This is a genomic window from Sulfitobacter sp. 1A15258, assembly GCF_043557045.1.
GTDB classification, from domain to species: domain Bacteria; phylum Pseudomonadota; class Alphaproteobacteria; order Rhodobacterales; family Rhodobacteraceae; genus Sulfitobacter; species Sulfitobacter faviae.
This window is the reverse complement of sequence record NZ_JBIFFK010000005.1, coordinates 133,203-157,527: the sequence shown is the minus strand read 5'-3', so window position 1 is coordinate 157,527 and position 24,325 is coordinate 133,203. Positions and strand designations below refer to the sequence as shown.

At 64.8% G+C, this 24,325-nt stretch carries 25 protein-coding genes; 13 read left to right on the top strand and 12 right to left on the bottom strand.

The window, feature by feature from the left end; translation table 11 throughout:
- The first annotated feature begins 16 nt into the window (after positions 1-16).
- Both ACGYK9_RS12330 and ACGYK9_RS12325 read left to right on the top strand, forming a co-directional pair.
- Positions 17-775 carry a 4Fe-4S dicluster domain-containing protein gene (locus tag ACGYK9_RS12330; RefSeq protein ID WP_394411054.1) on the top strand — a complete coding sequence of 253 codons (759 nt, stop codon included), beginning with the start codon at positions 17-19 and terminating at the stop codon, positions 773-775.
- Positions 775-1,650 (top strand): dimethyl sulfoxide reductase anchor subunit family protein, encoded by an 876-nt coding sequence (locus ACGYK9_RS12325; RefSeq protein ID WP_394411051.1) that lies wholly within the window; start codon positions 775-777, stop codon positions 1,648-1,650. Before ACGYK9_RS12330 ends, ACGYK9_RS12325 begins: the two co-directional genes overlap by 1 nt.
- Before the next feature lie 60 nt (positions 1,651-1,710).
- On the opposite strand, the gene dapA is transcribed toward ACGYK9_RS12325, so the two are convergent.
- Entirely contained in the window at positions 1,711-2,586 is an 876-nt protein-coding gene (gene dapA / locus ACGYK9_RS12320) for a 4-hydroxy-tetrahydrodipicolinate synthase (RefSeq protein ID WP_209216660.1), read from the bottom strand.
- Between the two features lie 125 nt (positions 2,587-2,711).
- Between dapA and ACGYK9_RS12315 the strand changes: the two genes are divergently transcribed.
- Complete coding sequence (locus ACGYK9_RS12315; protein WP_394411046.1) at positions 2,712-4,676, top strand: transglycosylase SLT domain-containing protein; 1,965 nt, start codon at positions 2,712-2,714, stop codon at positions 4,674-4,676.
- Here the strand turns inward: ACGYK9_RS12315 and ACGYK9_RS12310 are convergent.
- Together ACGYK9_RS12310 and mnmD are read right to left on the bottom strand one after the other, a co-directional pair.
- Entirely contained in the window at positions 4,641-5,519 is an 879-nt protein-coding gene (locus tag ACGYK9_RS12310; RefSeq protein WP_394411043.1) for a DMT family transporter, read from the bottom strand. The genes ACGYK9_RS12315 and ACGYK9_RS12310 overlap by 36 nt on opposite strands.
- Positions 5,516-6,190, bottom strand: coding sequence for a tRNA (5-methylaminomethyl-2-thiouridine)(34)-methyltransferase MnmD (mnmD, locus tag ACGYK9_RS12305; RefSeq protein ID WP_394411040.1), 675 nt, complete (start codon positions 6,188-6,190; stop codon positions 5,516-5,518). Before mnmD ends, ACGYK9_RS12310 begins: the two co-directional genes overlap by 4 nt.
- Positions 6,191-6,248: 58 nt before the next feature.
- On the opposite strand from mnmD, the gene ACGYK9_RS12300 reads away from it, so the two are divergent.
- A complete protein-coding gene (locus tag ACGYK9_RS12300; RefSeq protein WP_394411037.1) occupies positions 6,249-7,286 on the top strand; it encodes an NAD(P)/FAD-dependent oxidoreductase in 1,038 nt (345 codons plus the stop codon).
- A 56-nt stretch (positions 7,287-7,342) separates the two neighbouring features.
- Here the strand turns inward: ACGYK9_RS12300 and ACGYK9_RS12295 are convergent, their stop codons facing one another.
- Together ACGYK9_RS12295 and ACGYK9_RS12290 are read right to left on the bottom strand one after the other, a co-directional pair.
- Positions 7,343-7,999, bottom strand: coding sequence for an OmpA family protein (locus ACGYK9_RS12295; RefSeq protein ID WP_067265672.1), 657 nt, complete (start codon positions 7,997-7,999; stop codon positions 7,343-7,345).
- Positions 8,000-8,097: 98 nt separating this feature from the next.
- A complete protein-coding gene (locus ACGYK9_RS12290; protein ID WP_394411034.1) occupies positions 8,098-9,000 on the bottom strand; it encodes a methylated-DNA--[protein]-cysteine S-methyltransferase in 903 nt (300 codons plus the stop codon).
- A gap of 111 nt (positions 9,001-9,111) precedes the next feature.
- Here ACGYK9_RS12290 and nth point away from each other — a divergent pair, with 111 nt between their 5' ends.
- The 3 genes from nth to ACGYK9_RS12275 are packed head-to-tail and all read left to right on the top strand — an operon-like array spanning position 9,112 to position 11,338.
- A complete protein-coding gene (gene nth, locus ACGYK9_RS12285; RefSeq protein ID WP_209216671.1) occupies positions 9,112-9,756 on the top strand; it encodes an endonuclease III in 645 nt (214 codons plus the stop codon).
- Positions 9,753-10,742: an adenosine kinase gene (locus ACGYK9_RS12280; RefSeq protein ID WP_394411031.1), complete on the top strand. Its 990-nt coding sequence runs from the start codon at positions 9,753-9,755 to the stop codon at positions 10,740-10,742. Before nth ends, ACGYK9_RS12280 begins: the two co-directional genes overlap by 4 nt.
- A gap of 2 nt (positions 10,743-10,744) precedes the next feature.
- The gene (locus tag ACGYK9_RS12275; RefSeq protein WP_394411028.1) at positions 10,745-11,338 is read left to right on the top strand and encodes a GNAT family N-acetyltransferase; all 594 of its coding nucleotides are present in this window, start codon (positions 10,745-10,747) and stop codon (positions 11,336-11,338) included.
- Between the two features lie 13 nt (positions 11,339-11,351).
- Here ACGYK9_RS12275 and ACGYK9_RS12270 read toward each other — a convergent pair whose 3' ends face one another.
- The 3 genes from ACGYK9_RS12270 to ACGYK9_RS12260 are packed head-to-tail and all read right to left on the bottom strand — an operon-like array spanning position 11,352 to position 12,783.
- A complete protein-coding gene (locus ACGYK9_RS12270; RefSeq protein ID WP_067261152.1) occupies positions 11,352-11,834 on the bottom strand; it encodes a hypothetical protein in 483 nt (160 codons plus the stop codon).
- A complete protein-coding gene (locus ACGYK9_RS12265; RefSeq protein ID WP_322328814.1) occupies positions 11,831-12,313 on the bottom strand; it encodes an RNA pyrophosphohydrolase in 483 nt (160 codons plus the stop codon). The genes ACGYK9_RS12270 and ACGYK9_RS12265 overlap by 4 nt, the downstream gene beginning before the upstream one ends.
- Positions 12,310-12,783 carry a GNAT family N-acetyltransferase gene (locus ACGYK9_RS12260; protein WP_394411023.1) on the bottom strand — a complete coding sequence of 158 codons (474 nt, stop codon included), beginning with the start codon at positions 12,781-12,783 and terminating at the stop codon, positions 12,310-12,312. Before ACGYK9_RS12260 ends, ACGYK9_RS12265 begins: the two co-directional genes overlap by 4 nt.
- 116 nt (positions 12,784-12,899) lie before the next feature.
- Here ACGYK9_RS12260 and ACGYK9_RS12255 point away from each other — a divergent pair, with 116 nt between their 5' ends.
- The 4 genes from ACGYK9_RS12255 to zapE all read left to right on the top strand — a co-directional run bounded on the left by ACGYK9_RS12255 (position 12,900) and on the right by zapE (position 18,283).
- The gene (locus tag ACGYK9_RS12255; protein ID WP_394411020.1) at positions 12,900-14,927 is read left to right on the top strand and encodes an FAD-dependent oxidoreductase; all 2,028 of its coding nucleotides are present in this window, start codon (positions 12,900-12,902) and stop codon (positions 14,925-14,927) included.
- 76 nt (positions 14,928-15,003) lie between these two features.
- On the top strand, positions 15,004-15,945 hold the full coding sequence (locus ACGYK9_RS12250) for a zinc transporter ZntB (protein ID WP_394411017.1): 942 nt from the start codon (positions 15,004-15,006) through the stop codon (positions 15,943-15,945).
- Between the two features lie 144 nt (positions 15,946-16,089).
- Positions 16,090-16,995, top strand: coding sequence for a LysR family transcriptional regulator (locus ACGYK9_RS12245; protein WP_067261147.1), 906 nt, complete (start codon positions 16,090-16,092; stop codon positions 16,993-16,995).
- 229 nt (positions 16,996-17,224) lie between these two features.
- A complete protein-coding gene (zapE, locus tag ACGYK9_RS12240; protein WP_394411014.1) occupies positions 17,225-18,283 on the top strand; it encodes a cell division protein ZapE in 1,059 nt (352 codons plus the stop codon).
- Between the two features lie 18 nt (positions 18,284-18,301).
- On the opposite strand, the gene ACGYK9_RS12235 is transcribed toward zapE, so the two are convergent.
- The 4 genes from ACGYK9_RS12235 to ACGYK9_RS12220 all read right to left on the bottom strand — a co-directional run bounded on the left by ACGYK9_RS12235 (position 18,302) and on the right by ACGYK9_RS12220 (position 21,767).
- A complete protein-coding gene (locus ACGYK9_RS12235) occupies positions 18,302-18,487 on the bottom strand; it encodes a hypothetical protein (protein WP_394411011.1) in 186 nt (61 codons plus the stop codon).
- Between the two features lie 96 nt (positions 18,488-18,583).
- On the bottom strand, positions 18,584-19,855 hold the full coding sequence (locus tag ACGYK9_RS12230; RefSeq protein ID WP_394411008.1) for a bifunctional folylpolyglutamate synthase/dihydrofolate synthase: 1,272 nt from the start codon (positions 19,853-19,855) through the stop codon (positions 18,584-18,586).
- Positions 19,852-20,811: an acetyl-CoA carboxylase, carboxyltransferase subunit beta gene (gene accD, locus ACGYK9_RS12225; RefSeq protein ID WP_394411005.1), complete on the bottom strand. Its 960-nt coding sequence runs from the start codon at positions 20,809-20,811 to the stop codon at positions 19,852-19,854. The genes ACGYK9_RS12230 and accD overlap by 4 nt, the downstream gene beginning before the upstream one ends.
- A 56-nt stretch (positions 20,812-20,867) precedes the next feature.
- Positions 20,868-21,767, bottom strand: a complete 900-nt coding sequence (locus ACGYK9_RS12220; protein ID WP_394411002.1) for a CPBP family intramembrane glutamic endopeptidase — start codon at positions 21,765-21,767, stop codon at positions 20,868-20,870.
- Between the two features lie 211 nt (positions 21,768-21,978).
- On the opposite strand from ACGYK9_RS12220, the gene ilvD reads away from it, so the two are divergent.
- Both ilvD and ACGYK9_RS12210 read left to right on the top strand, forming a co-directional pair.
- The gene (gene ilvD / locus ACGYK9_RS12215; RefSeq protein WP_394410999.1) at positions 21,979-23,745 is read left to right on the top strand and encodes a dihydroxy-acid dehydratase; all 1,767 of its coding nucleotides are present in this window, start codon (positions 21,979-21,981) and stop codon (positions 23,743-23,745) included.
- Positions 23,726-24,325 carry a hypothetical protein gene (locus ACGYK9_RS12210; protein WP_394410996.1) on the top strand — a complete coding sequence of 200 codons (600 nt, stop codon included), beginning with the start codon at positions 23,726-23,728 and terminating at the stop codon, positions 24,323-24,325. Before ilvD ends, ACGYK9_RS12210 begins: the two co-directional genes overlap by 20 nt.

Genomic DNA, 24,325 nt, shown 5'->3' with positions numbered 1-24,325 from the left:
TTCAGGACCGCCAGACATGACCACCCTTCCCGACCAAACCGAGCGCAAACTCGGCCTCGTGATCGACCTCGACACCTGCGTCGGCTGCCATGCCTGCGTGATCTCCTGCAAGGGCTGGAACACCGAGAACTACGGCGCGCCGCTGTCGGACCAAGACGCCTATGGCGGCGACCCGTCGGGCACCTTCCTCAACCGGGTGCACAGCTACGAGGTCCAGCCCGAGGCGGGCGCGGCGCAACTGGTCCATTTCCCCAAATCCTGCCTGCATTGCGAAGACGCGCCCTGCGTCACCGTCTGTCCGACGGGGGCGAGCTACAAGCGGGTCGAGGACGGCATCGTGCTGGTCAACGAAAGCGACTGCATCGGCTGCGGCCTCTGCGCTTGGGCCTGTCCCTACGGCGCGCGCGAGATGGATCAGGCGGCCGGCGTGATGAAGAAATGCACCCTCTGCGTCGACCGGATCTACAACGAGAACCTGCCCGAAGAGGACCGCCAGCCCGCCTGCGTGCGCACCTGCCCCGCGGGCGCGCGTCATTTCGGCGATCTGGGCGATCCCGACAGCGCGGTCAGCCAACTTGTGGCCGAGCGTGGCGGCGTGGACCTGATGCCCGAACAGGGCACCAAACCGGTCAACAAATACCTGCCGCCGCGCCCGCGCGACACGCTTGGTCCTCCCGAGGGCGAGATCGACGTGCTGGCCCCCTTCCTCGCTCCGGTGGACGAGGGCCCGAAGGGCTTTCTCGGCTGGCTCGACCGCACTTTGGAGAAGCTCTGATGCATCCGGCGCCTTCCGTTATTCTGTTCAGCAGCCTGTCGGGCATGGGATTTGGCCTGCTTGCATGGCTCGGGATCGGCCTGCCTGCGGTGACCGGCTGGGTCGCTTTCGTCTTCTTCGCGCTGGCCTATCTCTTGGCCGTGGGCGGGCTCATCGCCTCGACCTTCCACCTCGGCCACCCGGAGCGTGCGCTCAAAGCCTTCACCCAATGGCGCAGCTCTTGGCTCAGCCGGGAGGCTTGGGCCTCGGTTGCGGCGCTGCTGGTCATGGCCGCCTATGGCGCGGGGTTGGTGTTTTACGACACGCGGCTTTGGCCCTTGGGGGTGATCGGTGCGGCGCTGTCGCTGCTCACGGTGCTGACCACGGCGATGATCTATACCCAGATGAAAACCGTGCCGCGCTGGCACAGCGTGATGACGCCGCTGAATTTCCTGTCGCTCAGCATCGCTGGCGGTGCCCTACTGGCGGGGCAGGTGACGGCGGCGATGATCCTGCTGGCGCTGGCCGGGGCGGTGCAGATCGCCACATGGTGGCGCGGGGATCGGGCGCTTGCCGCCTCAAGCAGCGATATCGCGAGCGCGACGCGGTTGGGGCCGCAGGGCAGCGTCCGCGCCTTTGAGCCGCCCCATACTGGCAGCAACTATCTGCTACGGGAATTCGTCTATCAGATCGGGCGCAAACATGCGCTGAAACTGCGGGTGATCGCGATTGCGCTGATAGTGCTGCTGCCGCTGCTGTTGCTCTTGTCGCCCGTGTTCCACCACCTTGCCGCCGGTCTCGCGGTGCTCAGCCATGCGGCAGGGGTGCTGACCGCGCGCTGGCTGTTCTTTGCCCAAGCCGAACATGTGGTCGGCCTCTATTACGGCAAACGCTGAACGCAAAAGAGGGGGTGTCTCCACCCCCTCTTCGTATCGGCCAACCTGTTTACAGTAGGCTTAGTTCATCAGGCCCGCATGGCGCAGGGCCGCATCGACCAGTTCTTTGGTCGGGTCGGTCAGTTCCGTGAGCGGCAGACGCACCTCGTCCGAGCAGAGGTCGAGCCGCGACATGGCGTATTTCACACCCACAAGCCCCGGTTCGGTAAAGATCGCCTTGTGCAGAGGCATCAAACGGTCCTGCAACTCCAGCGCCTTGGCATAATCGCCCTCAAGACAGGCGGCCTGCATCTGCGCCACAAGGCGCGGCGCGACATTGGCGGTGACCGAGATACAGCCGACGCCGCCTTGAGCGTTGAACCCATGCGCCGTGGCGTCTTCGCCGGAGAGCTGGCAGAAATCCGGTCCGCAGGTAATGCGCTGATCGCAGACGCGCGCCAGATCGCCGGTGGCGTCCTTGACGCCGACGATGCGCGGCAGCTCGGCCAGTTCGCCCATCGTTTCGGGCATCATATCCACCACCGAACGGCCGGGGATGTTGTAGATGATGATCGGCAACTCACAGCAGTCATGCACGGCGGTGAAATGCGCCACCAGCCCGCGCTGCGTGGGCTTGTTGTAATAGGGTGTCACCACCAGCAGCGCATCCGCGCCGACCTTTTCGGCGTGACGGGCGAGGCGGATGCTTTCGACCGTGTTGTTCGACCCGGCGCCCGCGATGACCGGGATGCGGCCCGCGACGGCTTTGACCACCTCTTCGACGACGGTCTCATGCTCGGCATGGCTCAGCGTGGGGGATTCGCCAGTGGTGCCGACGGGGACGAGCCCGCTCGACCCTTCGCCGATGTGCCATTCGATAAGTTTCTTAAGCGTATCCAGATCCAGCGCGCCGTTGCGAAACGGCGTGACGAGGGCAGGCAGAGAGCCTTTGAACATGTGCACGCTCCTTAAGTGCTGGCCGGCGGAAAACCGGACTGGATGAGGGCTTTTGCGGGCGCTACGGTTTGATAAACGGTGCCCGAGCCATATGTTGCAAGGCTCTAGCCTCGGAGACGTGGGAAATGCAAGCGATGACGCGCCTGATGGCGATCCTCATGAGTGTTTTTGTCCTGACCGTGCCTGCGGAGGCGCAGCGGCCACGGCCTTTGGGCTGGGCGATGGATGCGATGCGCAGCGGCAATTGGGACGCCGCCGCGGCGCTGGCTGCCCGCGACGGGCAGGTCGCCGCCGATGTGATCGAATGGCACCGGCTGCGCGCCGGGCGCGGCTCCTATGCCGACACGCGCGATTTCCTGAACCGCAGACCCGACTGGCCCGGTGAGGCGTATCTGCGCAGGCAGAGCGAAGCGGCGGTCATCAAACAGGGTGAGAGCGAGATACTGGATTTCTTCTCGGCCATGGCCCCGCAGACCCCACGCGGCGTGCTGGCCCATGCCGAGGCGCTGATCAACAGCGGCCAGCGCGGTGAGGCTGAGGCAAACCTCGTTCTGGCGTGGCGCACCATGCCGATGAACGCCAGCAGTCAGGCCCTTTTCACCGAAGCCCATGGGAACCTTCTGGCCCCGCATCACGCGGCCCGGCTGGAAGAGATGCTCTGGCAGCGCGAACATTCCGAAGCGCGGCAGATGTTCGATCTGGTCTCAAGCGCCGATAGGGCGCTGGCGGAAACCCGCATCGCCCTGCAAAAGCTGGAAAGCGACGTGAACGCCAAGATCGACGCACTCCCCGCCTCCAAATCCGATGCGCCGGGGCTGGCGCATGACCGCTTTGAATGGCGTATCCGCAAGGGGCTGCGCGAGGATGCCAAGGATTTGATGCTGGCGCGCTCAACCTCGGCTGTGGCTCTCGGCCAGGCCCCCAGATGGGCCAACCGCCGTCGCGCCTTGGCGCGGGATGAAATGCGCAATGGTGACGCGCAAAGGGCCTACCGGCTGGCGTCGCAGCATTTTCTGACCGATGGCTCGAACTATGCCGATCTCGAATGGCTTTCGGGCTATATCGCGCTGCGGTTCTTGGACGATCCCACCACCGCTTTGGGCCATTTCCAGAACCATGACAACGCCGTGGAATCCCCCATCAGCCAAGGCCGCGCGGGCTATTGGCAAGGCCGCGCGTTAGAGGCGATGGGCGATGCCGAAAGCGCGGCGAAAGCCTATGCCATGGGGGCGGAATACCAAACCTCCTTCTACGGGCTGCTGGCCGCCGAACGGGGCGGCCTCCCCTTTGACGAAAAGCTCGCAGGCGCGGCACCTGAGCAAGACTGGCGCAGCTCTCCACTGGCCCGTGCGCCGCTGTTCGAGGCCGGGTTGCTGCTGCAAGCCTCGGGCGAGCTTTCCACCGCCGAGCGGTTCTGGACCCATTTGGCCGAACAGCTCGTCCCCGAAGACATCGCCCTGCTGGGGCAAGCCGCCATCGACGTGGGCCAGCCGCATATCGCGGTGATGATCGGCAAACGCGCGGCGCAGCGGGGGCTGGAGGTGCCCGCCCCCTATTACGCGCTGCACAGTCTGGTGGAAAAAGACCTGCCGATGGCGACCGAGATGACCCTCGCCATCGCGCGGCGTGAAAGCGAGTTTGACCCCAATGTGCAAAGCGGCGTCGGCGCGCGGGGCTTGATGCAGATCATGCCCGCCACGGCGCGGGACGTGGCGCGCGATCTGGGCATCTCAGGCCAACACACGACGGACCGCCTGACCGCCGACCCCGATTACAACGCGCGGCTTGGCGCGACCTATCTGTCACAAATGGCGGGGCTTTTCGACGGCAATGTCTCCATGATGTCGGCGGCCTATAACGCGGGCCCCAGCCGACCGCGGCGCTGGATGGCGACCTATGGCGACCCGCGCAAGGGCGAGATCGACATCGTCGATTGGATCGAGATGATCCCCTTTCGTGAGACGCAGAACTACGTCATGCGGGTGACCGAAAGCCTGCCCGTCTATCGCGCCCGTCTGGGAAAAGACCCGCTGCCAATCCCCTTTAGCGAAGAGTTAACCGGGTCGACGTTGAAGGCGTTCGCGCCATAGGGTGAACAGCCCCGCCGCCACGATCATGCCCGCGCCCAGCACCACGCTGGGGCGCAGCACCTCGTTAAAGACCGACAGGCCGATGATCACGGTAAAGATCAACTGGGTATAGGCAAAGGGCTGCACCGCGCTCGCCTCGGCGACCTCGTAACAGCGGATCAACAGCCAGTGGCCCGTAACCCCGGTGATGCAGAGCGTGCCCATCAGCAGCCAGTTGCCCGGCGTCATAGGCTCCCAAAACCAGACGCCGACCGCCGTCATGACAACCGCACCGGTCACGCCCGTCCAAAAGAAACTCGTCGCCGTCGTGTCGCGCCGCGCGACATAGCGGGTCAGCAGGCCATAGACCGCAAACATCGCCGCCCCTGCCAGCGGGATCGCGGCGGCAGGGTCCACCACGCGAAGCCCGGGTTGCAAGATCACCAGCACCCCGACAAAGCCCACACCAATCGCGGCCCACCGCCGCCAGCCGACTTTCTCACCCAAGATCGGACCGGAGAGCGCTGCCACCAAAAGCGGGTAGCAGGTAAAGACCGCATGGCTCTCCACCAACCCCAGAATGGTGAAGCCCAGCACCATCGTGCAAATCTGCGCCGAGAGCAGCACGCCCCGCAGGATTTGCACCGCGGGCTGTGTCGTGGCGGCGGCGCGGCGGATGCCGCCCGCCTTGCGCAATGCCAGCGCAATCACGAAGGCCGCGAAAAACCAATAGCGGATCATCACCACCATCAGCACATTGTAGTTCTCGGCCAGATGGCGCGACAGCCCGTCTTGGGCGGCAAAGACCATCGTCGTGGCGATCATCAGCATGATGCCGAGCGGGATGTTGTTGGACTGGCTCATGCGGGCATCCGCGCGCGGGTCATATGGCGTTTGCGGCCATAGCCGGGGATGCGGGCAACCTCGAAACCGCCCGCGGCAAGCGCACGGCGCACGAAGCCCGCGGCGGTATAGGTCGCAGCACTGCCGCCCGGTGCGGTATGGCGTGCCACCTCGGCCATCAGATCATCGCCCCAAAGCTCGGGGTTCTTGGCCGGTGAAAACCCATCGAGAAACCAAGCATCGGCCTGCCCCTGCCATGCGGGCAGGGTTTCGCGCGCGTCCCCAATGATGATCTCCGCCCGCAGGCCGGGCAGTTCCAACACGCCACCCGCGCCATCCCACGCCGCTGTCAGCGCATCGCGCCGCCCGTCGAGCGCGGGAAAGGCCGCATGGGCCTGCGCCATATCCTCGGGGTGCATCGGGTAGGCTTCGAAACTGGTGAAATGCAGCGGCCCGTCATGGCCCACCCGCATCCAAGCATCCCATGCCAGCAACAGGTTCAGCCCGGTGCCAAAGCCAAGCTCGGCGATGTGAAAGCCGGGGCGGAACCTCTCGGGCAGGTCATTGCCCGCCAGAAAGACATAGGCCGTCTCAGCCGCGCCATCCTCCAAGCTGAAGTAGGGGTCATCGAACTGGGTCGAGACGGGCACTTGGCCCGCGCGCCAAGTGATCTGGGCATTCTGGTCTGGCACGGCACGTCCTGCTAGAGGGGGAAAGAAGTCGCGCAGACACTGCGCAAGCTGGCGGGGAATGGCAATGGTGGATGTAACCGTAAGAGGGGCCGGGATTTTTGGCCTGTCGGTGGCTTGGGCCTGCGTCCGGCGCGGGGCGGTGGTCCGTGTGGTCGATCCGGCAGGACCGGCGGCGGGGGCTTCGGGCGGGATCGTGGGCGCGCTGGCGCCGCATGTGCCAGAGAATTGGAACGCCAAGAAAGCCTTTCAGCTTGAGAGCCTGCTCAGCGCCGAAGCCTTCTGGGCCGAGGTCGAGGCTGCGGGCGGTCGCGCGCCCGGTTATATCCGCAGCGGGCGGTTGCAGCCGGTCGCGGATGACGCGGCCCTCGCGCTGGCGCGGCAACGGCAGGACACGGCAGCCGCGCTTTGGCAAGGCCGCGCCCGGTGGGAGTTGATCCGCGCCGAGAGCCGCGATTGGGCCCCGCAGAGCCCCACCGGCTGGCTGATCCGCGACACGCTAAGCGCCCTCGTCCACCCGCGCCACGCCTGCGCGGCACTGGTCGCAGCGCTGGCGGCCAAAGGCGTTGAGATCGTGGCCGAGGCCCCCGATATGGGTCTGACCCTCTGGGCCACTGGGGTTGCGGGGCTGGAGGCGCTGAATGCGGGCCATCCGCGTTTGGTTGGCGCGGGCATCAAAGGGCAGGCCGCGCTCTTGCGGTTGGACCGGGGCGGCGCAGCGCAGCTTTTTGCCGATGGGGTCCATGTGATCCCGCATCTGGATGGCACGGTGGCTGTGGGCGGCACCACTGAGCGAGAATATGACAGCCCCGACAGCACCGATGCACAGCTCGACGCGGTGATCGCCAAGGCCCGCGCGGCGGTGGCCGCATTGCAATACGCGCCGGTCGTCGAACGCTGGGCCGGGCTGCGTCCGCGCAGCCGTAGCCGCGCGCCGATGCTGGGCCCGTGGCCGGGCAGACCGGGGCATTACATCGCCAACGGCGGCTTCAAAATCGGCTTCGGCATGGCCCCCAAAGTGGCAGAGGTCATGACCGATCTTCTGCTCGAAGGCCGCGATGCCATCCCCAAGGGTTTCAGGGTCGAGGACAACCTCTAGACCAACAAAAAACCCCGGCCACTGGCCGGGGTTCTCTGTCACTTTCAACCTGCCGTTTAGCGCGCGTTGGGCAGGATCACGATCTCGACCCGGCGGTTCTGCGCTTTGCCAGCGGCGCTCAGGTTGCTTGCCACAGGCTGGCTTTCGCCACGGCCGAATGTCTGCAAACGCTGCTGCGGCACACCGTTGGACAGAAGGATGTTGCCCACGGCCTGCGCGCGACGCTCGGAAAGCTGCTGGTTATAGGCCGCTTCGCCATCGCTGTCGGTGTGGCCCACGACTTGCAGGGTGGAGTTCTGATAGATGTTCACGTTCTGCGCCAGCGCGGCCAGATCGTCACGCAGGGCGGGCGATACGCTGGTGCTGTCGGTCGCAAAGAGGATGTCTTGCGGCAGTGTCACGATCAGACGGTCGCCGGTGTTGGTGATCACCACACGGCTGTCCATCGCGGCGCGCAGCTCGGCCTCTTGCTTATCGAGCGAATAGCCGACGCCCGCGCCAATCGTGCCGCCGATCAAAGCGCCTTTCAGCGCGCCTTTGCCGTCACCTTCGGAAATCGCACCGGCAAGGGCCCCGACGCCCGCACCGATCAAAGCGCCATTCTTGGTCCGTTGGTTGGGATCGCCATTGCCCGGCTGCATCGGCTGCGTACAGGCACCCAGTGTCATCGCGCCGGCCAGAGCGGCGGCCAAAGTCATCTTCGAAGAAATCATGTCTACTGCCTTCATGTTTGCGGCCCCGTTCGGGCGGGGCATCTTGACGTGAACGCAATATAGGCACGCAAAGTTCCCAAAAACATTACATATAACCGCTATTCGGCAGAAACCCGCCCAGAGGGGGCTGTTTGCGCCTCTGCCCGTGCCGCCTCGAAGGCGAGCATTGCGCGTTTCACCGGCAGCCCCCAGTGGTAGCCGCCCAAGCCCCCGCTTTTGCGCAGCGCCCGGTGACAGGGGATCAGCCAACTCACCGGATTGCGCCCTACTGCTGTGCCCACGGCACGCACGGCACGGGGGCTGCCGATGCTCTGTGCGATTTCGGAATAGGTGGTCACCTGCCCCGAAGGGATGCTCAGCAGCGCCTCCCAGACCTTGATCTGAAAGGGCGCACCGATGAGGTAGAGCGGCGCCTTCGCCTCGGGCTCCTTCCGTCTCCCAAAGGCCGCGTCGACCCATGCCTGCAACCGCGCGGGGGCCTCCACGAAATCGGCGAGCGGCCAGCGGCCACAAAGATCCGCCATCGCCGCATCCTCCCCCACTTCCGACGACAGGGCGAGCCCGCAGATGCCCTTGTCGGTGCCCATCACCAGTGTCGGGCCGAAGGGGCTGTCAAACCAACCCCAGTAGATCGTCAGCCCCGCGCCCTTGCGGGCAAACTCACCGGGGCTCATCGCCTCCCAGCGCAGGAAAAGGTCATGCAACCGTCCGCTGCCCGACAGCCCCAATTCATGCGCCGCCGCCAGCGTGGTGAAACGATCGCGCAGCATGACCTTGGCCTGATCCAGCATCAGATACTGCTGGTATCGCTTCGGCGAGACCCCCACCCAGCGTGAGAACAGCCGCTGGAAATGCGCGGCGGACATGCCCATCTCGCCCGCGATCCAATCCAATTGCTTGGGGTCTTCGGCCTCGTCAATCAGGGCGATGGCGCGGCGCATCACCTGATAGTGGTACCCCTGATCTTCGGGCGCGGGAGAGAGCTGTGCGATCTGTGTCATGCCACCAGATTAGCCGCGCCCTTGCCCCCGTGCGACCCGTTTCTTGCGCCATCGCACCCCACGCCCCGCCCCCGCTTGCCCTGCCGCGCCATTCATCGCATACCCTGAGCCATGGCCCGCCAACTTGATTATCATACCATCCGCGAGATCTTCGCCCGCTTCCAACAGGCAGAGCCTGAGCCCGAGGGCGAGTTGGAGCATGTGAATGTCTATACGCTTGTCGTCGCCGTGGCGCTGAGCGCGCAATCGACCGACGCGGGCGTCAATAAGGCAACGCGCGAGCTGTTCAAGATCGCCGACACGCCGCAAAAGATGCTCGATCTGGGGCTTGAAGGGCTGATCGACCATATCAAGACCATCGGCCTCTACCGTCAGAAGGCCAAGAACGTCATCAAGCTGAGCCAAATCCTTGTCGACGATTACGACGGCGAGGTGCCCAATTCCCGCGCCGCGCTGCAATCGCTGCCGGGGGTGGGGCGCAAGACCGCGAATGTGGTGCTCAATATGTGGTGGGGCCAGCCTGCGCAGGCGGTGGACACGCATATCTTCCGCGTCGGCAACCGCACTGGCATCGCACCGGGCAAGACGGTCGACGCGGTAGAGCGCGCCATCGAAGACAACATTCCCGCCGATTTCCAGCGCCATGCCCATCACTGGCTTATCCTGCATGGCCGCTATCACTGCAAAGCCCGCAAACCCCTGTGCCGCACCTGCATCATCCGTGACCTGTGCCAATACGAGGACAAGACAGAATGACCCAATACGAAGTGGTTGGCATCGGCAACGCCGTCGTCGACGTGATCTCCCATGCCGATGACAGTTTCCTTGCCGACAACGGTATCGAGAAAGGCATCATGCAGTTGATCGAGCGTGACCGCGCCGAAGACCTCTATGCCGCAATGCAAGACCGGGTGCAGACGCCGGGTGGCTCGGTCGCCAATACCGTCGCGGGCGCGGGCGCGCTGGGCCTCAAGACCGCCTTTATCGGGCGGGTGCGCGATGATGAACTGGGCCAGTTCTATGCCAAAGCGATGACCGATATCGGCATCGATTTTGTCAACGCCCCCGTGGCGGAGGGAGAGAACCCGACCTCGCGTTGCATGATCTTCGTCACCCCGGATGGGGAACGGTCGCTGAACACATACCTCGGCATTTCGACCGGGCTGACCTCGGCTGACGTGCCGCAGGCGGTGACGGAGAAGGCCAAGCTGATGTTCCTTGAGGGCTACCTCTTTGACCATGACGCCGGCAAAACCGCCTTTCGCGAGGCGGCGCGGGCGGCGACGGCGGGCGGCGGCATGGCAGGCATCGCCATTTCCGACCCCTTCTGCGTGGAGCGCCACCGCGATGACTTCCTTGCGCTGATCGAAAACGATCTGGGCTATGTCATCGGCAATGAGGCCGAGATTCGCGCCCTTTGGGAAACCGACGACACCGAAGCCGCACTGGCCAAAACCGCTGAGATTTGCCCGCTGGTGGTCTGCACCCGCTCGGGCGACGGGGTCACGCTGGTCCGGGGTGCGGAACGGGTCGACGTGCCGGTCGAAAAGGTCGTGCCGGTGGATGCCACGGGCGCGGGCGATCAATTCGCGGCGGGCTTCCTTTATGGTCTTGCCACGGGCCGCGATCTGGAGACCTGTGGCCGCATGGGCAACATCTGCGCGGGCGAAGTGATCCGTCACATCGGCCCCCGCCCCCAGACCGACATCATGGCACTGTTCAAGGCCGAAGGGCTGGTCTGAGCATGATCGAAAACGGTTTTCACGATGTTCCGCCCGGCAAACTGGCTGTGGTGGTAACCCACCTTGAGATGGACGCCAAACCCAGCTTGCGGGAGGTGCCCCTGCCCGAGGGTGTCACCTTTCGGAAGGTCACACCGACGCCCGACTGGTTTCGGGACATTTTCCGGCGTGTCGGGATGGATTGGCTCTGGTACGGGCGGCTCAAACTGGAGGGCGCGGCCCTCTCTGCGCTGCTGCAAGACCCGGCGCGGGACTTTTATACGCTGACCCGCGATGGCAAGGACGAGGCGCTGCTTGAGTTGAACTTCCCCGAAGATGGCAGCTGCGAGCTGGCCTATTTCGGGCTGACCTCTGCGCTGATCGGCAGCGGTTCGGGGCGGTATCTGATCAACCAAGCGATCACGCTGGCATGGGAAAAGCCAATCACCCGGCTGCATCTGCATACCTGCACCAACGACAGCCCACAGGCGCTTGGCTTTTATGTGCGGTCAGGCTTCATCCCGGTGCGCCGTCAGGTCGAGATCGACGACGATCCGCGTCTCACAGGGCTGCTGCCGCGCGATGCGGCACCGCAAGTGCCGCTTATCGAGGCATAGGACCGCCGCCGGATCATCGAACCGGCGTGCACTCCGCCCCTTGGAAACAGGCGATTACTTTATCGACCATGGCAGGCTTCGGAGAGCCGAAGAGGTCGCCCCCGCAGGGGTTGCTTTCCAGCGCATAGGCCCCATCCGGTTTGCGTTCGAGGAAGGCCAGAACATCCCCCTCTTCGGCGGAGCCGCACCAAGGGCCGAAACACTGAACGTTGAGCGTCAAGGGCTGGTCAAAGGGCACGTCAAAGCCCCCTTCGGATAGCGCCTTGCCGCTGATCTGCGCCCGGATCGGCGTCTCTTCGGGTGGGTTGATCCCGATGGTGCCACCCTTCGGCAGGGCGCTGGCGTCAAAGGTCAGACGCCCCTGCACCACGACATAACTTTCCTCGGCCTTGGCCGCGCGTTGATAAGTCGCCTCAACCGAATGGGGCAGGCAACTGAGCGCAAGCGCGGGCAGCGGGGCCAAAGTGGCGAGAGCGCAGGCGATGATCCGTGTCATAACTTCTCCTCAAACTCTTCAAGAACCGCCGCATAGACCGCGCGTTTGAACGGCACGATATGCGCGACCAGTTGATCTGCGGGCATCCAGCGCCATTCCGAGAATTCAGGCTCAGCCGTCTGGATGTTGACCTGATCGTCCTGCCCCAGAAAACGCATGAGGAACCACTTCTGTTCCTGCCCCCGGTAGCGGCCCTTCCAGATGTTGGGCACCAGTTCATGGGGCAGATCATAGGGCAGCCAGCTTGTCGTCTCGGCTTCAATCCGCACCAGATTGCTGGGGATGCCGGTTTCCTCCTCCAACTCGCGCAGGGCCGCATCGCGGGCGGCCTCGCCCTTGTCAACCCCGCCTTGGGGCATCTGCCAAGCGTCCTGATCCCGGTCGCGCCGCTGGCCGACAAAGACCTCGCCCTCGGCATTCACCAGCATCACGCCGACGCAAGGGCGGTAGGGCAGTTTGGCAATCTCTTCGGGGGTCATGTCAGTATCTTCTCCATTTCAAAGCGGTCCAGATATTCACCCGACCGTGCGATGCGCTCTGTCGCGATAACACGAAAGCCCATAGCCTCAAAGGCGGCCCGCGCCATCACGCTGGCATCGGTGTGCAACCGGCTCTCGCCTGCGGCGACCGCTGCCTGTTCGACCCGCTCATAAAGCGCGCGAAAGACACCCTGCCCCTGCGCCGCCGCGGCGATGAAGGCCAGATCGATATAGCCCCGCTCCCGCGTCATGAAACCGATCACCTGCCCCGCCCGTTCGGCCAGCACCACCTGCTGCCTGCCCAACTTGGCCGTCCACTGCGGCCCCCGTAGTGGAGCAGGGAGCCACGCGGCACGCTCCGCCGCGCTATAGGCGCTTGTCCCATGGTGGATCGCGTCGAACATCACCCGCCCCAAAGCATCATGATCCGCCATCACCGCATCACGCAACGCCACCTCTGCCCGCGCCATCCCGCACCCCGTCTTGACCTGCCGTGAGCCGGGCAGATGACGCGGCGTTTCGCGTGACTTGCCCTGCCGTTTCCGATGGTGTCACAGTGACCCAGCCCACCCAGAAAGGTAAAGCCATGTCCGACTATCCCCACCTGCTTGCCCCGCTCGACCTTGGTTTCACTACGCTGAAGAACCGGCTGCTGATGGGCTCGATGCACACCGGGTTGGAGGAGACAGGCGACTGGAACCGCGTGGCGGAGTTCTATGCGGCACGGGCGCGGGGCGACGTGGGGCTGATGGTCACGGGCGGCATCGGGCCGAACCGCGAGGGCGCCGTGGCCCATGGCGCGGCGATGATGGTCAGCCAGAAGGACGTGGACAACCACAGCATCATCACCCAGCGGGTGCATGAGGCGGGCGGCAAGATCGCCATGCAGATCCTGCACGCGGGCCGCTATGCTTTCACCCCGGAATGCGTGGCCCCGAGCGCGGTGAAATCCCCGATCTCGATGTTCGCGCCCAAGGAGTTGGACGAGGAAGGCATCGAGAAACAGATCAGTGACATCGCCGCCTGCGCCCTGCGCGCCCGCGAGGCGGGCTATGACGGGGTCGAGATCATGGGGTCGGAGGGGTATTTCCTGAATCAGTTCCTCGTCACCCACACCAACAAGCGCGAAGACCGCTGGGGCGGGTCTTACGAAAACCGCATGCGCCTGCCGCTAGAGGTCGTGCGCCGCGTGCGCGAAACGGTGGGCGAGGATTTCATCCTGATCTACCGCCTGTCGATGATCGACCTCGTGCCCAACGGCTCGACCTTCGAAGAGGTCGTGCAACTGGCGCAAGAGGTCGAGAAGGCGGGTGCAAATATCATTAACACCGGCATCGGCTGGCACGAGGCGCGCATCCCCACGATCGCCACCTCGGTGCCGCGCGCGGCCTTTGCATGGGTCACGAAAAAGCTGATGGGCAAGGTGGGTATCCCTCTGATCACCTCGAACCGGATCAACACGCCGCAAGTGGCCGAAGAGGTGCTGGCGGAGGGCTGCGCCGACATGGTCAGCCTCGCGCGTCCAATGCTGGCAGATGCCGATTTCCTCGCCAAGGCCAAGGCCGGTCAGACCGAGCGCATCGCCCCCTGTATCGCCTGCAACCAAGCCTGCCTCGACCATACCTTCGGCGGCAAGATCTCCACCTGCCTCGTGAACCCGCGCGCCTGCTACGAGACGGAATTGCGGATCGAACCCGCCGCAAGCCCGAAAACAATTGCCGTTGTCGGCGCGGGGCCCGCCGGTCTCTCGGCGGCCATCACGGCGGCGGAGCGCGGCCACAAGGTGACGCTCATGGACCGCGCAAGCGAGATCGGCGGGCAACTCAACCTCGCCAAACAGGTAGCCGGCAAGGAGGAGTTCTGGGGCCTCGTCGACTGGTACCGCACCATGCTGGACGTGCACGGCGTGACCGTGCAGCTTGAGACCGAAGCCACGAGCGAGGCGCTTTCAGGCTTCGACGAGGTCATCATCGCCACCGGCGTCGTGCCGCGCGACCCGGAGATTCCCGGCCAGAAACGCGACAACGTGGTGAGCTACATCGACGTGCTGAACGGCAGCGCGAAGGTCGGCCATCGGGTCGCCGTGATCGGCGCGGGCGGCATCGGCTTCGACGTGTCGGAGCATCTGGTCCACGATGGCGAGAGCAGCACGATGAACCTGCCCGAATGGATGCGCGAATGGGGCGTCACGGATCCGGGCGAACACCGCAGCGGCCTCGCCCCAGAAGGCCCGCAGCCCCCGGCGCCCGCGCGCCAGATCACCATGCTGCAACGCAAGACGAGCAAGCCCGGTAAGGGTTTGGGCAAGACCACGGGCTGGATTCACCGCGCCTCGCTCACCATGCGCGACGTGAAGATGATTGCGGGGGTGAACTACGAGCAGATCGACGACGCGGGCCTGCATATCTCCTTTGGCGAAGCGCGCGAGAACCCCACGGTGATCGAGGCCGACACCATCGTGCTCTGCGCCGGGCAATTGTCCGAGCGCAGCCTCGCCGATGCACTGGAGGCGCGGGGGCAGACCTGCCACGTGATCGGCGGCGCGGATGTGGCGGCGGAACTGGACGCGAAACGTGCCATCAACCAAGGCACACGTCTGGCCGCCGGGCTGTAAGTGACGGGCGGGCGCTTGGCCCCCTTGCGCCCCGCCCTAGATCGCCGCAGGATTGCCAAAACGGTCCAAGGTCTCCATGCCCCTCTGCGTCTTCGACATCTATGAGGACGGCACCGCGCAGGTGCCCTCCGACGACAACCTCACCGGGCCGGGGCGCTACCGCTGGTGGCACTACGACATGGCCGATCCGGCGCTGGCGCCGTGGCTGGCCAAACACCTGCCCGAGATCCCGGCGGGCGCATTGCTACAGCCCGAAACCCGCCCGCGCTGTGACGAATATGACGACGGGCTGATCCTGAACCTGCGCGGCATCAACCTCAACGAAGGTCAACAGGCCGACCAAATGGTTTCGGTCCGGATGTGGGTGACGGATGCGGTGGTGATCACCGTGCGGATGCGCCGGGTCTTTGCCATAGATGAGCTGCGCGCGCTGGCTGCCGAGAACAACGCGCCACCCCGGCCTTCGGCCTTTGTCGAGGCGCTGGTGTCTCGGCTGACCGCGCGGGTGCAGGTCGAAGTGGCGCGGCTGGCGGATCGGACGGCCTTCTACGAGGCCGATCTAGAAGACCACAGCACACCGCCGCCGAAGGAACTGCCGGTGACCCGCCGCAGCGCGATCCGGCTGGAGCGCTACCTCGCCCCGCAGCGCCACGCGCTGGAGCGGCTGGCCACGCTGGACCTGCCGCTGGTGCCGGACGTGGACGCGATGAAGCTGCGCGAACTGGCCAACCGGACCGCCATCGTGGTCGAGGAATTGGACGCCCTACAGGAACGCATCGTCACGGTGCAGGACGAACACGACAACCAGGTCGCGCAGCGACAGGCGCGGCACAGCTACATGCTGTCCATCGCCGCCGCGGTCTTCTTGCCGCTAGGGTTCCTGACGGGGCTTTTCGGCGTGAACGTGGGCGGGATGCCGGGCGTGGATGATCCGCGCGCCTTCGCGATCCTTTGCCTTGCCATGGTCGGCCTCGCCGCCATCATGCTGGCCGTGCTGAAATGGCTGCGCTGGCTGTGACAGGCGGGGAAACGGATTGTTCTGCCGTTTCCATGCCATGAACGATCCCCGCAAAGACCACGGGACTGTCTTGCCTCCGCCCCGATCCTGCCCGAATTGCCGCCCATACCTGACCCCAACAAGATCAATGCGAAGGGACAGGCAATGGACCGCCTTACGGAAATGGAAGCGTTTGCCACTGTGGTGGATCAAGGCGGCTTTACAGATGCTGCCAAGAAGATGGGGATCTCGAAATCCGCCGTTTCAAAGCATGTCTCCTCGCTTGAGGCGCGCTTGGGCGCACGATTGCTGAACCGCACCACCCGCCGCGTCTCGCCCACCGAGATTGGCCTTGCTTACTACGACCGCGCCCGTCGCGTGCTGAACGACGCGGGCGAGGCCGATGCCTTGGTCACCTCGATGCAATCGGCGCCTTCGGGGCTGCTGCGGATCTCGGTCGCGACGGACTTTGGGGTGAACCATCTCTCGCCCGCCCTGTCGGAATTCCTGCAGGATTTTCCCGATATCACCGTGAACATGGTGCTAAACAACCGCTACGTCGAGCTGATCTCGGAAGGCTTCGACATGGCCGTGCGGATCGGGGAGCTGGAAGACAGCACCCTGCGCGCGCGCAAATTGACCGAGACCACCAAACGCATGATCGCCAGCCCGAAGTATTTCGAGCAATACGGGCGGCCGGAAAAGATCGACGACCTGAACAATCACAAGCTGCTGCATTACTCGAACCAGTCGTCAGGCAACGTGTGGAAACTGACCGCCCCCTCGGGCGAGAAACGGCAGGTGCGCACCGCCGGTTGGCTTTCGGTCAATGACGGGCAGAGCCTTTTGAACGCCGCGATCTCGGGGCTGGGCATCGCCTATCTGCCAAGCTTCCTCTACGCCGAGGCGATGGAGAAAGGTCTGGTCGAGGACGCGATCCCCGACCTGCCGCTGGAGACGCAGGGCATCTATGCCGTCTATCCGCCGGGCCGGTTCACCCAGCCCAAAGTGCGGGCGTTCATCGACTTTCTGGTGCATGAGTTTGCCGAGAAGGGGCCGGCGGACTGGTAACAGTCGCGACTGCCACCTGGCCCGGAATCAAGCCGTAGGCGCCGGGCCATCGCCTGCCCGCCCTCGGGTAGGCGATTGGGCGAGGCTGGGTACGAACTTGCGAACAAACATCATGGTTGAGCCATAAAGCGGCAACGCCATACCGTCTGATCGCCGACCCGCGGGCAGGCGCTGGCACTCTCACAAGACCACCTTTCCTCTCCCCCACCAGCACGCTATCTCTCCCGCCATGAGCAACATGCGCGAAACCTACGCCCGGCTTGTCGCCGAGGGCAAACTACAGGCCGACCCGGCCCAAGAAACCGTCATGGCCGAGTTCGACCGCATCCGCGATGCGCTGACCAACCCGCCGAAGAAAAGCTTTTTCCGCAAAGCCCCCGAGCCGCCTAAGGGTCTGTACCTCTGGGGTGGTGTCGGGCGCGGCAAGTCCATGCTGATGGACATGTTCGTGGCGCATCTGCCAGACGTGCCTGCGCGGCGCGTGCATTTCCACGCCTTCATGCAGGAAATCCACAACGCCATGCATGAGGTCCGCAAGACCGGCGTGGATGACGCCATTGCGCCCGTGGCCCGCGACGTGGCGGAAAGCGTCCGCCTGCTCGCCTTCGACGAAATGCAGATCACCGACATCACCGACGCGATGATCGTAGGCCGCCTGTTCGAAGCACTCTTCGCCGCGGGCGTCGTGGTGGTCACCACCTCGAACCGCCTGCCCGATGACCTCTACAAAAACGGCATCAACCGCGAGGTTTTCGTGCCCTTCATCGACCTCATCAAAGAGCGGATGGTGGTCCATGAACTGGCCAGCCCGACCGATTACCGCCAAGACCGGCTGGCAGGGTCGCAGGTCTATTTCACCCCCGTCAACGCCGAAAGCCGCGCCGCGATGGACGCGGTCTGGGACGATCTTGCAGGGGCCGAGGGCGAACCGCTGACCCTACACGTCAAGGGCCGCGAAGTGACCATTCCGCGATATCACAACGGCATGGCCCGCGCCGGTTTTCACGCGCTTTGCGGCCAGCCCTTGGGCGCGGCGGATTACCTCGCGCTGGCGCAGGCTGTGCGCGTGCTGCTGCTGGACAACATCCCCACCCTTGGCCGGTCGAATTTTAACGAGGCGAAGCGTTTCGTCACCCTGATCGACGCGCTTTATGAGGCGAAGGTGCGGCTGATCTGTTCCGCCGCCGCCGCCCCGGAAATGCTCTATCTCGAAGGTGAAGGCACTTTCGAATTTGAGCGTACAGCCTCCCGCCTGCGGGAGATGCAGGGGGAAGACTGGGGGCGCTGAACGCCCCCGGCCAACCGATCAGGAATCACTGACCGGCTGCATATGCAGGTCATTGCCCTGCAGGAAAGGGTGGTAGGGCCGTTCGACCTCATAAAGCCACCACAGGCCGCCCGCGATAATGGCGAGACCTACGGCCATGAAGATAAATTGATATTTCCGTGCATCGTCCTGATCGTGACGCGCGGACCGGCTGAAATTGCGCATGGGGACACCTCGGTCAAATTCGAAAGGGGAGACTTCCATGGACCAAGATATACCACATCTGCACCTCGCAGCAGCGGTACACCCAAATATGGTTAATCAGACGTTTTCACGCAACACGCTACCGGCAAGGTAGAGCGAGCCGCAGATCAGCACACGCGCATGGGGTTCGCGGGCGATGATCGTCTTGAGCGCCGCGGTGACGGTCTCGGCCTCGGCGGTCTCGAACCCTACATCGCGCGCCACCTTCGCTGTCGCCTCGGCAGGCAGGGTCGCCGCCTCGCCGGGGATCGACACGGCGGTGAGGCTAGCCGCCTCTGCCGCCAACGGGCGCAGGTATCCGGCGATGTCCTTGGTGTTCAACATGCCGCATATCAGATGCGTGGGGCGCTTCGGCAGGGTGGCCAGTGTGGCCGCCAATGCCGACCCCGCCGCCGGGTTATGACCGCCATCAAGCCACAACTCGCCTTCGGGCGCCATCCGGGCAAGCGGCCCATCTGACAGCCGCTGCATCCGCGCGGGCCATTGCGCCTGCGTTACAGCAGCCTCACAGGCCTCTGCATCGACGCCAAGTTGGCGCAGCGCGGCCAACGCGGCCCCGGCGTTCATGATCTGGTGGTCGCCGGGCAGATTGGGACGCGGCAGATCAAGCAGGCCGCGCTCATCCTGATAGACCATGCGCCCGGCTTCGGGTGCGACATGCCACTGCTGACCATAGGCCAAGAGCGGTGCGCCAAGTTTCGCAGCGCGGTCTTCGATCACCTCAAGCGCAGGCTCTTCCTGCGGGCCGACCACGCAAGAGACAAGCCGCTTGATGATACCCGCCTTTTCCCCTGCGATCTCGGCCAGTGTTTCGCCCAGATATTGCTGATGATCGACCGACACCGGGGTGATCACGGTCAGGGCGGGATCGACCACATTCGTCGCATCAAGCCGTCCGCCAAGCCCCACCTCAAGAAGCGTGTAATCGGCAGGCACCCGGGAAAAGGCGAGGATCGCGGCGCAGGTCGTGATCTCAAAATAGGTGATCTCTTCGCCGCCATTAGCGGCATAGCATTCGTCCAGCACGGCAGCGAGGTCGGGCTCCGAGATCAACGCCCCCGCGACCCGGATGCGCTCATGAAACCGCGCCAAATGCGGCGAGGTATAAGCGTGCACCGTTTTGCCCGCAGCCTCCAGGCCTGCGCGGATCATCGCTTGGGTCGAGCCTTTGCCATTGGTGCCCGCAATATGGATCACCGGCGGCAGGTCGTTTTGCGGATTGCCCAAAGCCGCCAGCAGCCGCCACATCCGGTCGAGCGTAAGATCGATGATCTTGGGATGCAGCGCCATCATCCGTTCAAGGATGACGTCGGATGACGGCGTGCTCATTTTTTCTCTGGCGTGTCGGCGGGCAGGTCCGCCGCTGCCTGAACGGCGGCAGCGGCCTCGGCCACCTCGGCCTCTTCCGGGGCGGGCAGATCACCGCGCACGGCAGGCGGCAGGCCCATCAGCATACGGATGATGGTGATCAGCTCATCGCGCATCTCGGTCCGCTTGGTCACCCGGTCAAGCATCCCGTGGTCGAGCAGATATTCCGCCCGCTGGAACCCTTCGGGCAGTTTCTCACGGATGGTCTGTTCGATCACGCGCGGCCCGGCAAAACAGATCAGCGCGTTCGGCTCGGCGATCTGCACATCGCCCAGCATTGCGTAGGACGCGGTGACGCCCCCGGTGGTGGGATGGGTCAGCACGACGATGTAAGGAAGCCCCGCCTCTTTCAGCATTTGCACGGCGACGGTGGTGCGCGGCATCTGCATCAGGCTCAGGATGCCCTCCTGCATGCGCGCGCCACCGGCGGCGGAGAACAGCACCAGCGGGCGCTTCAGCTTCACGGCTTCCTCCGCGGCGGCAATGATCGCATTGCCAACATACATGCCCATGGAGCCGCCCATGAAAGAGAAGTCCTGCGCGCAGGCGACGATCGGCGTGCGACCAATATCGCCGGTCACGACCAGCATCGCCTCATGCTCACCGGTCTGCTTTTGCGCGGCCTTCATCCGGTCGGGATAGCGCTTCTGGTCTTTGAAATGCAGCGGGTCGGGCGTGGGCGCCGGGACCTTCACCTCGGTAAAGATGCCACCGTCGAACAGCGCTTTGAAGCGCGCGCGGGGGCTGATGTGCATGTGATGGCCGCAGTTGGTACAGACGTTCAGATTGTCCGCCAATTCGCGGTGAAACAGCATGGTGCCGCATTCGTTGCACTTGGTCCACAGATTGTCCGGCGTCTCGCGGCGCGAGAAGATCGAGTTGATTCGCGGGCGGACGTAGTTCGTGATCCAGTTCATTGGCAGGCCTCTGCTGTGGTTCCGTCCCAGATAATCCCCGCATGGGGAAATTGCAATCAGCGGCGTATCGCCAGCCGCGCCGCCAGCCATGAGACCAGCATCAAGGCGAAATCAACCGGCAACCATGAGCGCAACGCCGCCGCGTCATCCATCGAAAAGGGCGTAAGATAGAGCGCCAGCCCCGAAAGATCATCCGGCAGAGAGACAATGAGAATGGCCGAGACGTTGTTCCACAGATGCACCGCGATGGCAGGCCCAAGCGAGCCGGAGCGCGCGGTGAGGTCCGCCATCAGGATACCGAAAACCCCAGCCCAAAGCGCCACCATCAGCGCGTTTTCCCCCGCCTCGGCAGGCAGGTAGTGCCCCGCTGCGAACAGCGCCGACGGCAGCACCATCCAGATCAGCGGCGCGTTGAACCGCGCCGCGAGTTGCTGCTGCACATAGCCGCGAAAGACGATCTCTTCGGCGCTGACCTGCACCAGCACGGCCAGCAGCGACAGCGGCAGAAGCAGCAACCAACGGCTTAGGGGCAGGTTCGGCGTCAACTCACCGCCCATGCTCCACGGCGGCAGGACCGCAAGCGCAACGCCCAGCAGCAACATCGCCCCGGAAACCGCGCGAAAACTGGGCCAGAGCCGCCCCGGCAGGCCAAAAAGGCTCCCCGCGCTGCGCCGGTGCACGATCCGCACGGTCACGGCGACGGCCATCGCCATGGTGCCAAAGCTGAACAGCAGCAGATACATCGCCTGCGGCGTGGCCCCTTTCAGAAGATCGCCATGCAGCGACGGGGCCGCCGATCCCGCCAACCCATAGACCGTTTGAAAGTAAAGCTCGTTCAGCGCGACATAGGCCACCACCGCCACGAACAGCCCCAGAAAAAACCGCCACAGTGCCGAGGTGCTGCGCGCGGGCGCGACAAAGGCCGCGTGGGCGCTGTAATCGGGCCGCCAGTTCATCAGCGGCGCCGTTCAAATCGGAGGTGGTGCTTGCAGAGCATATGCCGGGCCTTCACGCTTACCGGGCCGGTCCAACCGACCGCGCCAGAAGGTCAGAACCTATGCCCTAACACGCTGCAATACAACAGTTCCCCCGCCTCATACGCGCCAAAGCCTTGCAGCATAGCCGCCGCCCGACTATTCCATTCACGACGTTTCAAGGAGCCCACCGATGTCCACCACGCCCCGCTTCGACAAATCCCGGCTGCCCAGCCGCCATGTGACCGAAGGCCCGGCCCGCGCGCCGCACCGGTCCTACTACTATGCCATGGGCATGACCGAAGAAGAGATTCACCAGCCGCTGGTGGGCGTCGCCACCTGCTGGAACGAAGCTGCCCCCTGCAACATCGCGCTGAACCGTCAGGCGCAGGCGGTGAAGGTCGGCGTGCATTCCGAACAGGGCACCCCGCGCGAGTTCACCACCATCACCGTCACAGACGGCATCGCCATGGGGCATGAGGGCATGCGCTCCTCGCTGGCCTCGCGTGAGGCGATTGCCGACACGGTGGAACTGACCATGCGCGGCCATTGCTATGACGCCATTGTCGGGCTGGCGGGCTGCGACAAGTCGCTGCCGGGGATGATGATGGCGATGTTGCGGCTGAACGTGCCGTCGGTCTTCCTCTACGGCGGGTCGATCCTGCCGGGCAAGGCGCCTGCGGGCGCCGATGTGCCGGAAGATTTCGCCACCCGCGACCTGACCGTGCAGGACATGTTCGAGGCCGTGGGCCGCTTCCAGAACGGCTCCATGTCGCAGGCAGCACTCGACGTGCTCGAGCGCGTCGCTTGCCCCTCTGCCGGGGCCTGCGGCGGCCAGTTCACCGCCAACACCATGGCCTGCGTCTCCGAAGCCATCGGCCTCGCGCTGCCGAACTCCTCGGGCATGCCCGCGCCCTACGAAAGCCGCGACGCCTATGCCGAGGCCTCGGGCGCTGCGGTGATGAACCTGATCGAGAAGAACATCCGCGCGCGCGACATCTGCACCCGCGAAGCCTTCGAGAACGCCGCGCGCATCGTGGCCTGCACCGGCGGGTCGACCAACGCGGGCCTGCACCTTCCGGCGATGGCCCATGAGGCCGGGATCGACTTCTTCCTCGAAGACGTTTGCGAAATCTTCCGCGACACGCCGTACTTCGTCGACATGAAACCGGGCGGCGCCTATGTGGCCAAAGACCTCTATGACGCGGGCGGCGTGCCGGTGGTGATGAAGGAGCTGCGCAAGGCGGGCCTGCTGCACACCGACTGTCTGACCGCCACCGGTCGCTCCATCGGCGAAGAACTGGACCGCATCGACCGCGAGGCCGACGGCAAGGTGATCCACTCGGTCGCCACCCCGATCAGCAAGACCGGCGGCGTCGTGGGCCTGAAAGGCAACCTCGCCCCTGAAGGCGCCATCGTGAAAATCGCGGGCATGGCCGAGGAAGACATCGTCTTCACCGGGCCGGCGCTGGTGTTCGAATGCGAACAGGACGCCTTCGAGGCGGTGCAGAACCGCGCCTATAAGGAAGGCGATGTCTTCGTGATCCGCAACGAAGGCCCCGCGGGCGGCCCCGGCATGCGCGAGATGCTGGCGACAACGGCGGCGCTCTCGGGTCAGGGCATGGGCAAGAAGGTGGCGCTGATCACCGACGGGCGCTTCTCCGGCGCGACCCGCGGTTTCTGCGTTGGCCACGTCGGCCCCGAAGCGGCGCATGGCGGCCCGATCGCGCTGCTGAAGAACGGCGACATGATCACCCTCGACGCGGTCAAGGGCAGCATCACCGTGGATCTGTCGGACGAGGAGCTGGCCGAGCGCCGCAAGGCTTGGGCTGGCCCGCGTGCCACCAACTACGAAAGCGGCGCGCTGTGGAAATACGCGAAACTCGTCGGCCCCACCTACCTTGGCGCGGTAACACATCCCGGCGCCAAGGCGGAGACCCATGATTACATGGACCTCTAAAAGCCCGATTGCGGCGCTTGCGATGCTCACCCTGTCCGCCTGCGAAGGCGGTCAGGGTTTTTCCTTTGGCGGCAGGCCCGCCACGCCCGAGAAACCGCTCCTGCAAACCGCTTTGGCCGGGGGCGCGGTGCAGGTTGTGCCGCCGCAAGGCTATTGCATCGACCCCAAAAGCCTCAAACGTCGCTTTGCGCTGATGGCGCGTTGCGATGCGCTTGGCTTGCCTGGTGTGGTCAGCGCCGCGCCGCGCGGCATTCTCACCCTCGCGCTGATCGAAGCCGAGGCCGACGCGCCCCTGCCCACGCCGCAACAGGTGGCCGAAGCGGCAGGGCTGAGCCAGTTGCAAGAGGCCGGTAGCGTCGAGGGCGCGTCGATCTTTGTCGCCCAAGGGCCGGCGCCCGCCGAAGGCATGTCGCCCCGCCACTGGCGCGGCATGGCGCGGATCGGCGGCCATGTGGCCAGCGTCACCCTCTACGGCGCGCCGCAAAGCCGCGCCATTTCCGAAGAGGGCCGCGCGCTGGTGGCAGAGCTGATCCAGCAAAGCCGCAGCAAAAGCGCAACGCCCGCCGCCCCCGGCAGCTGA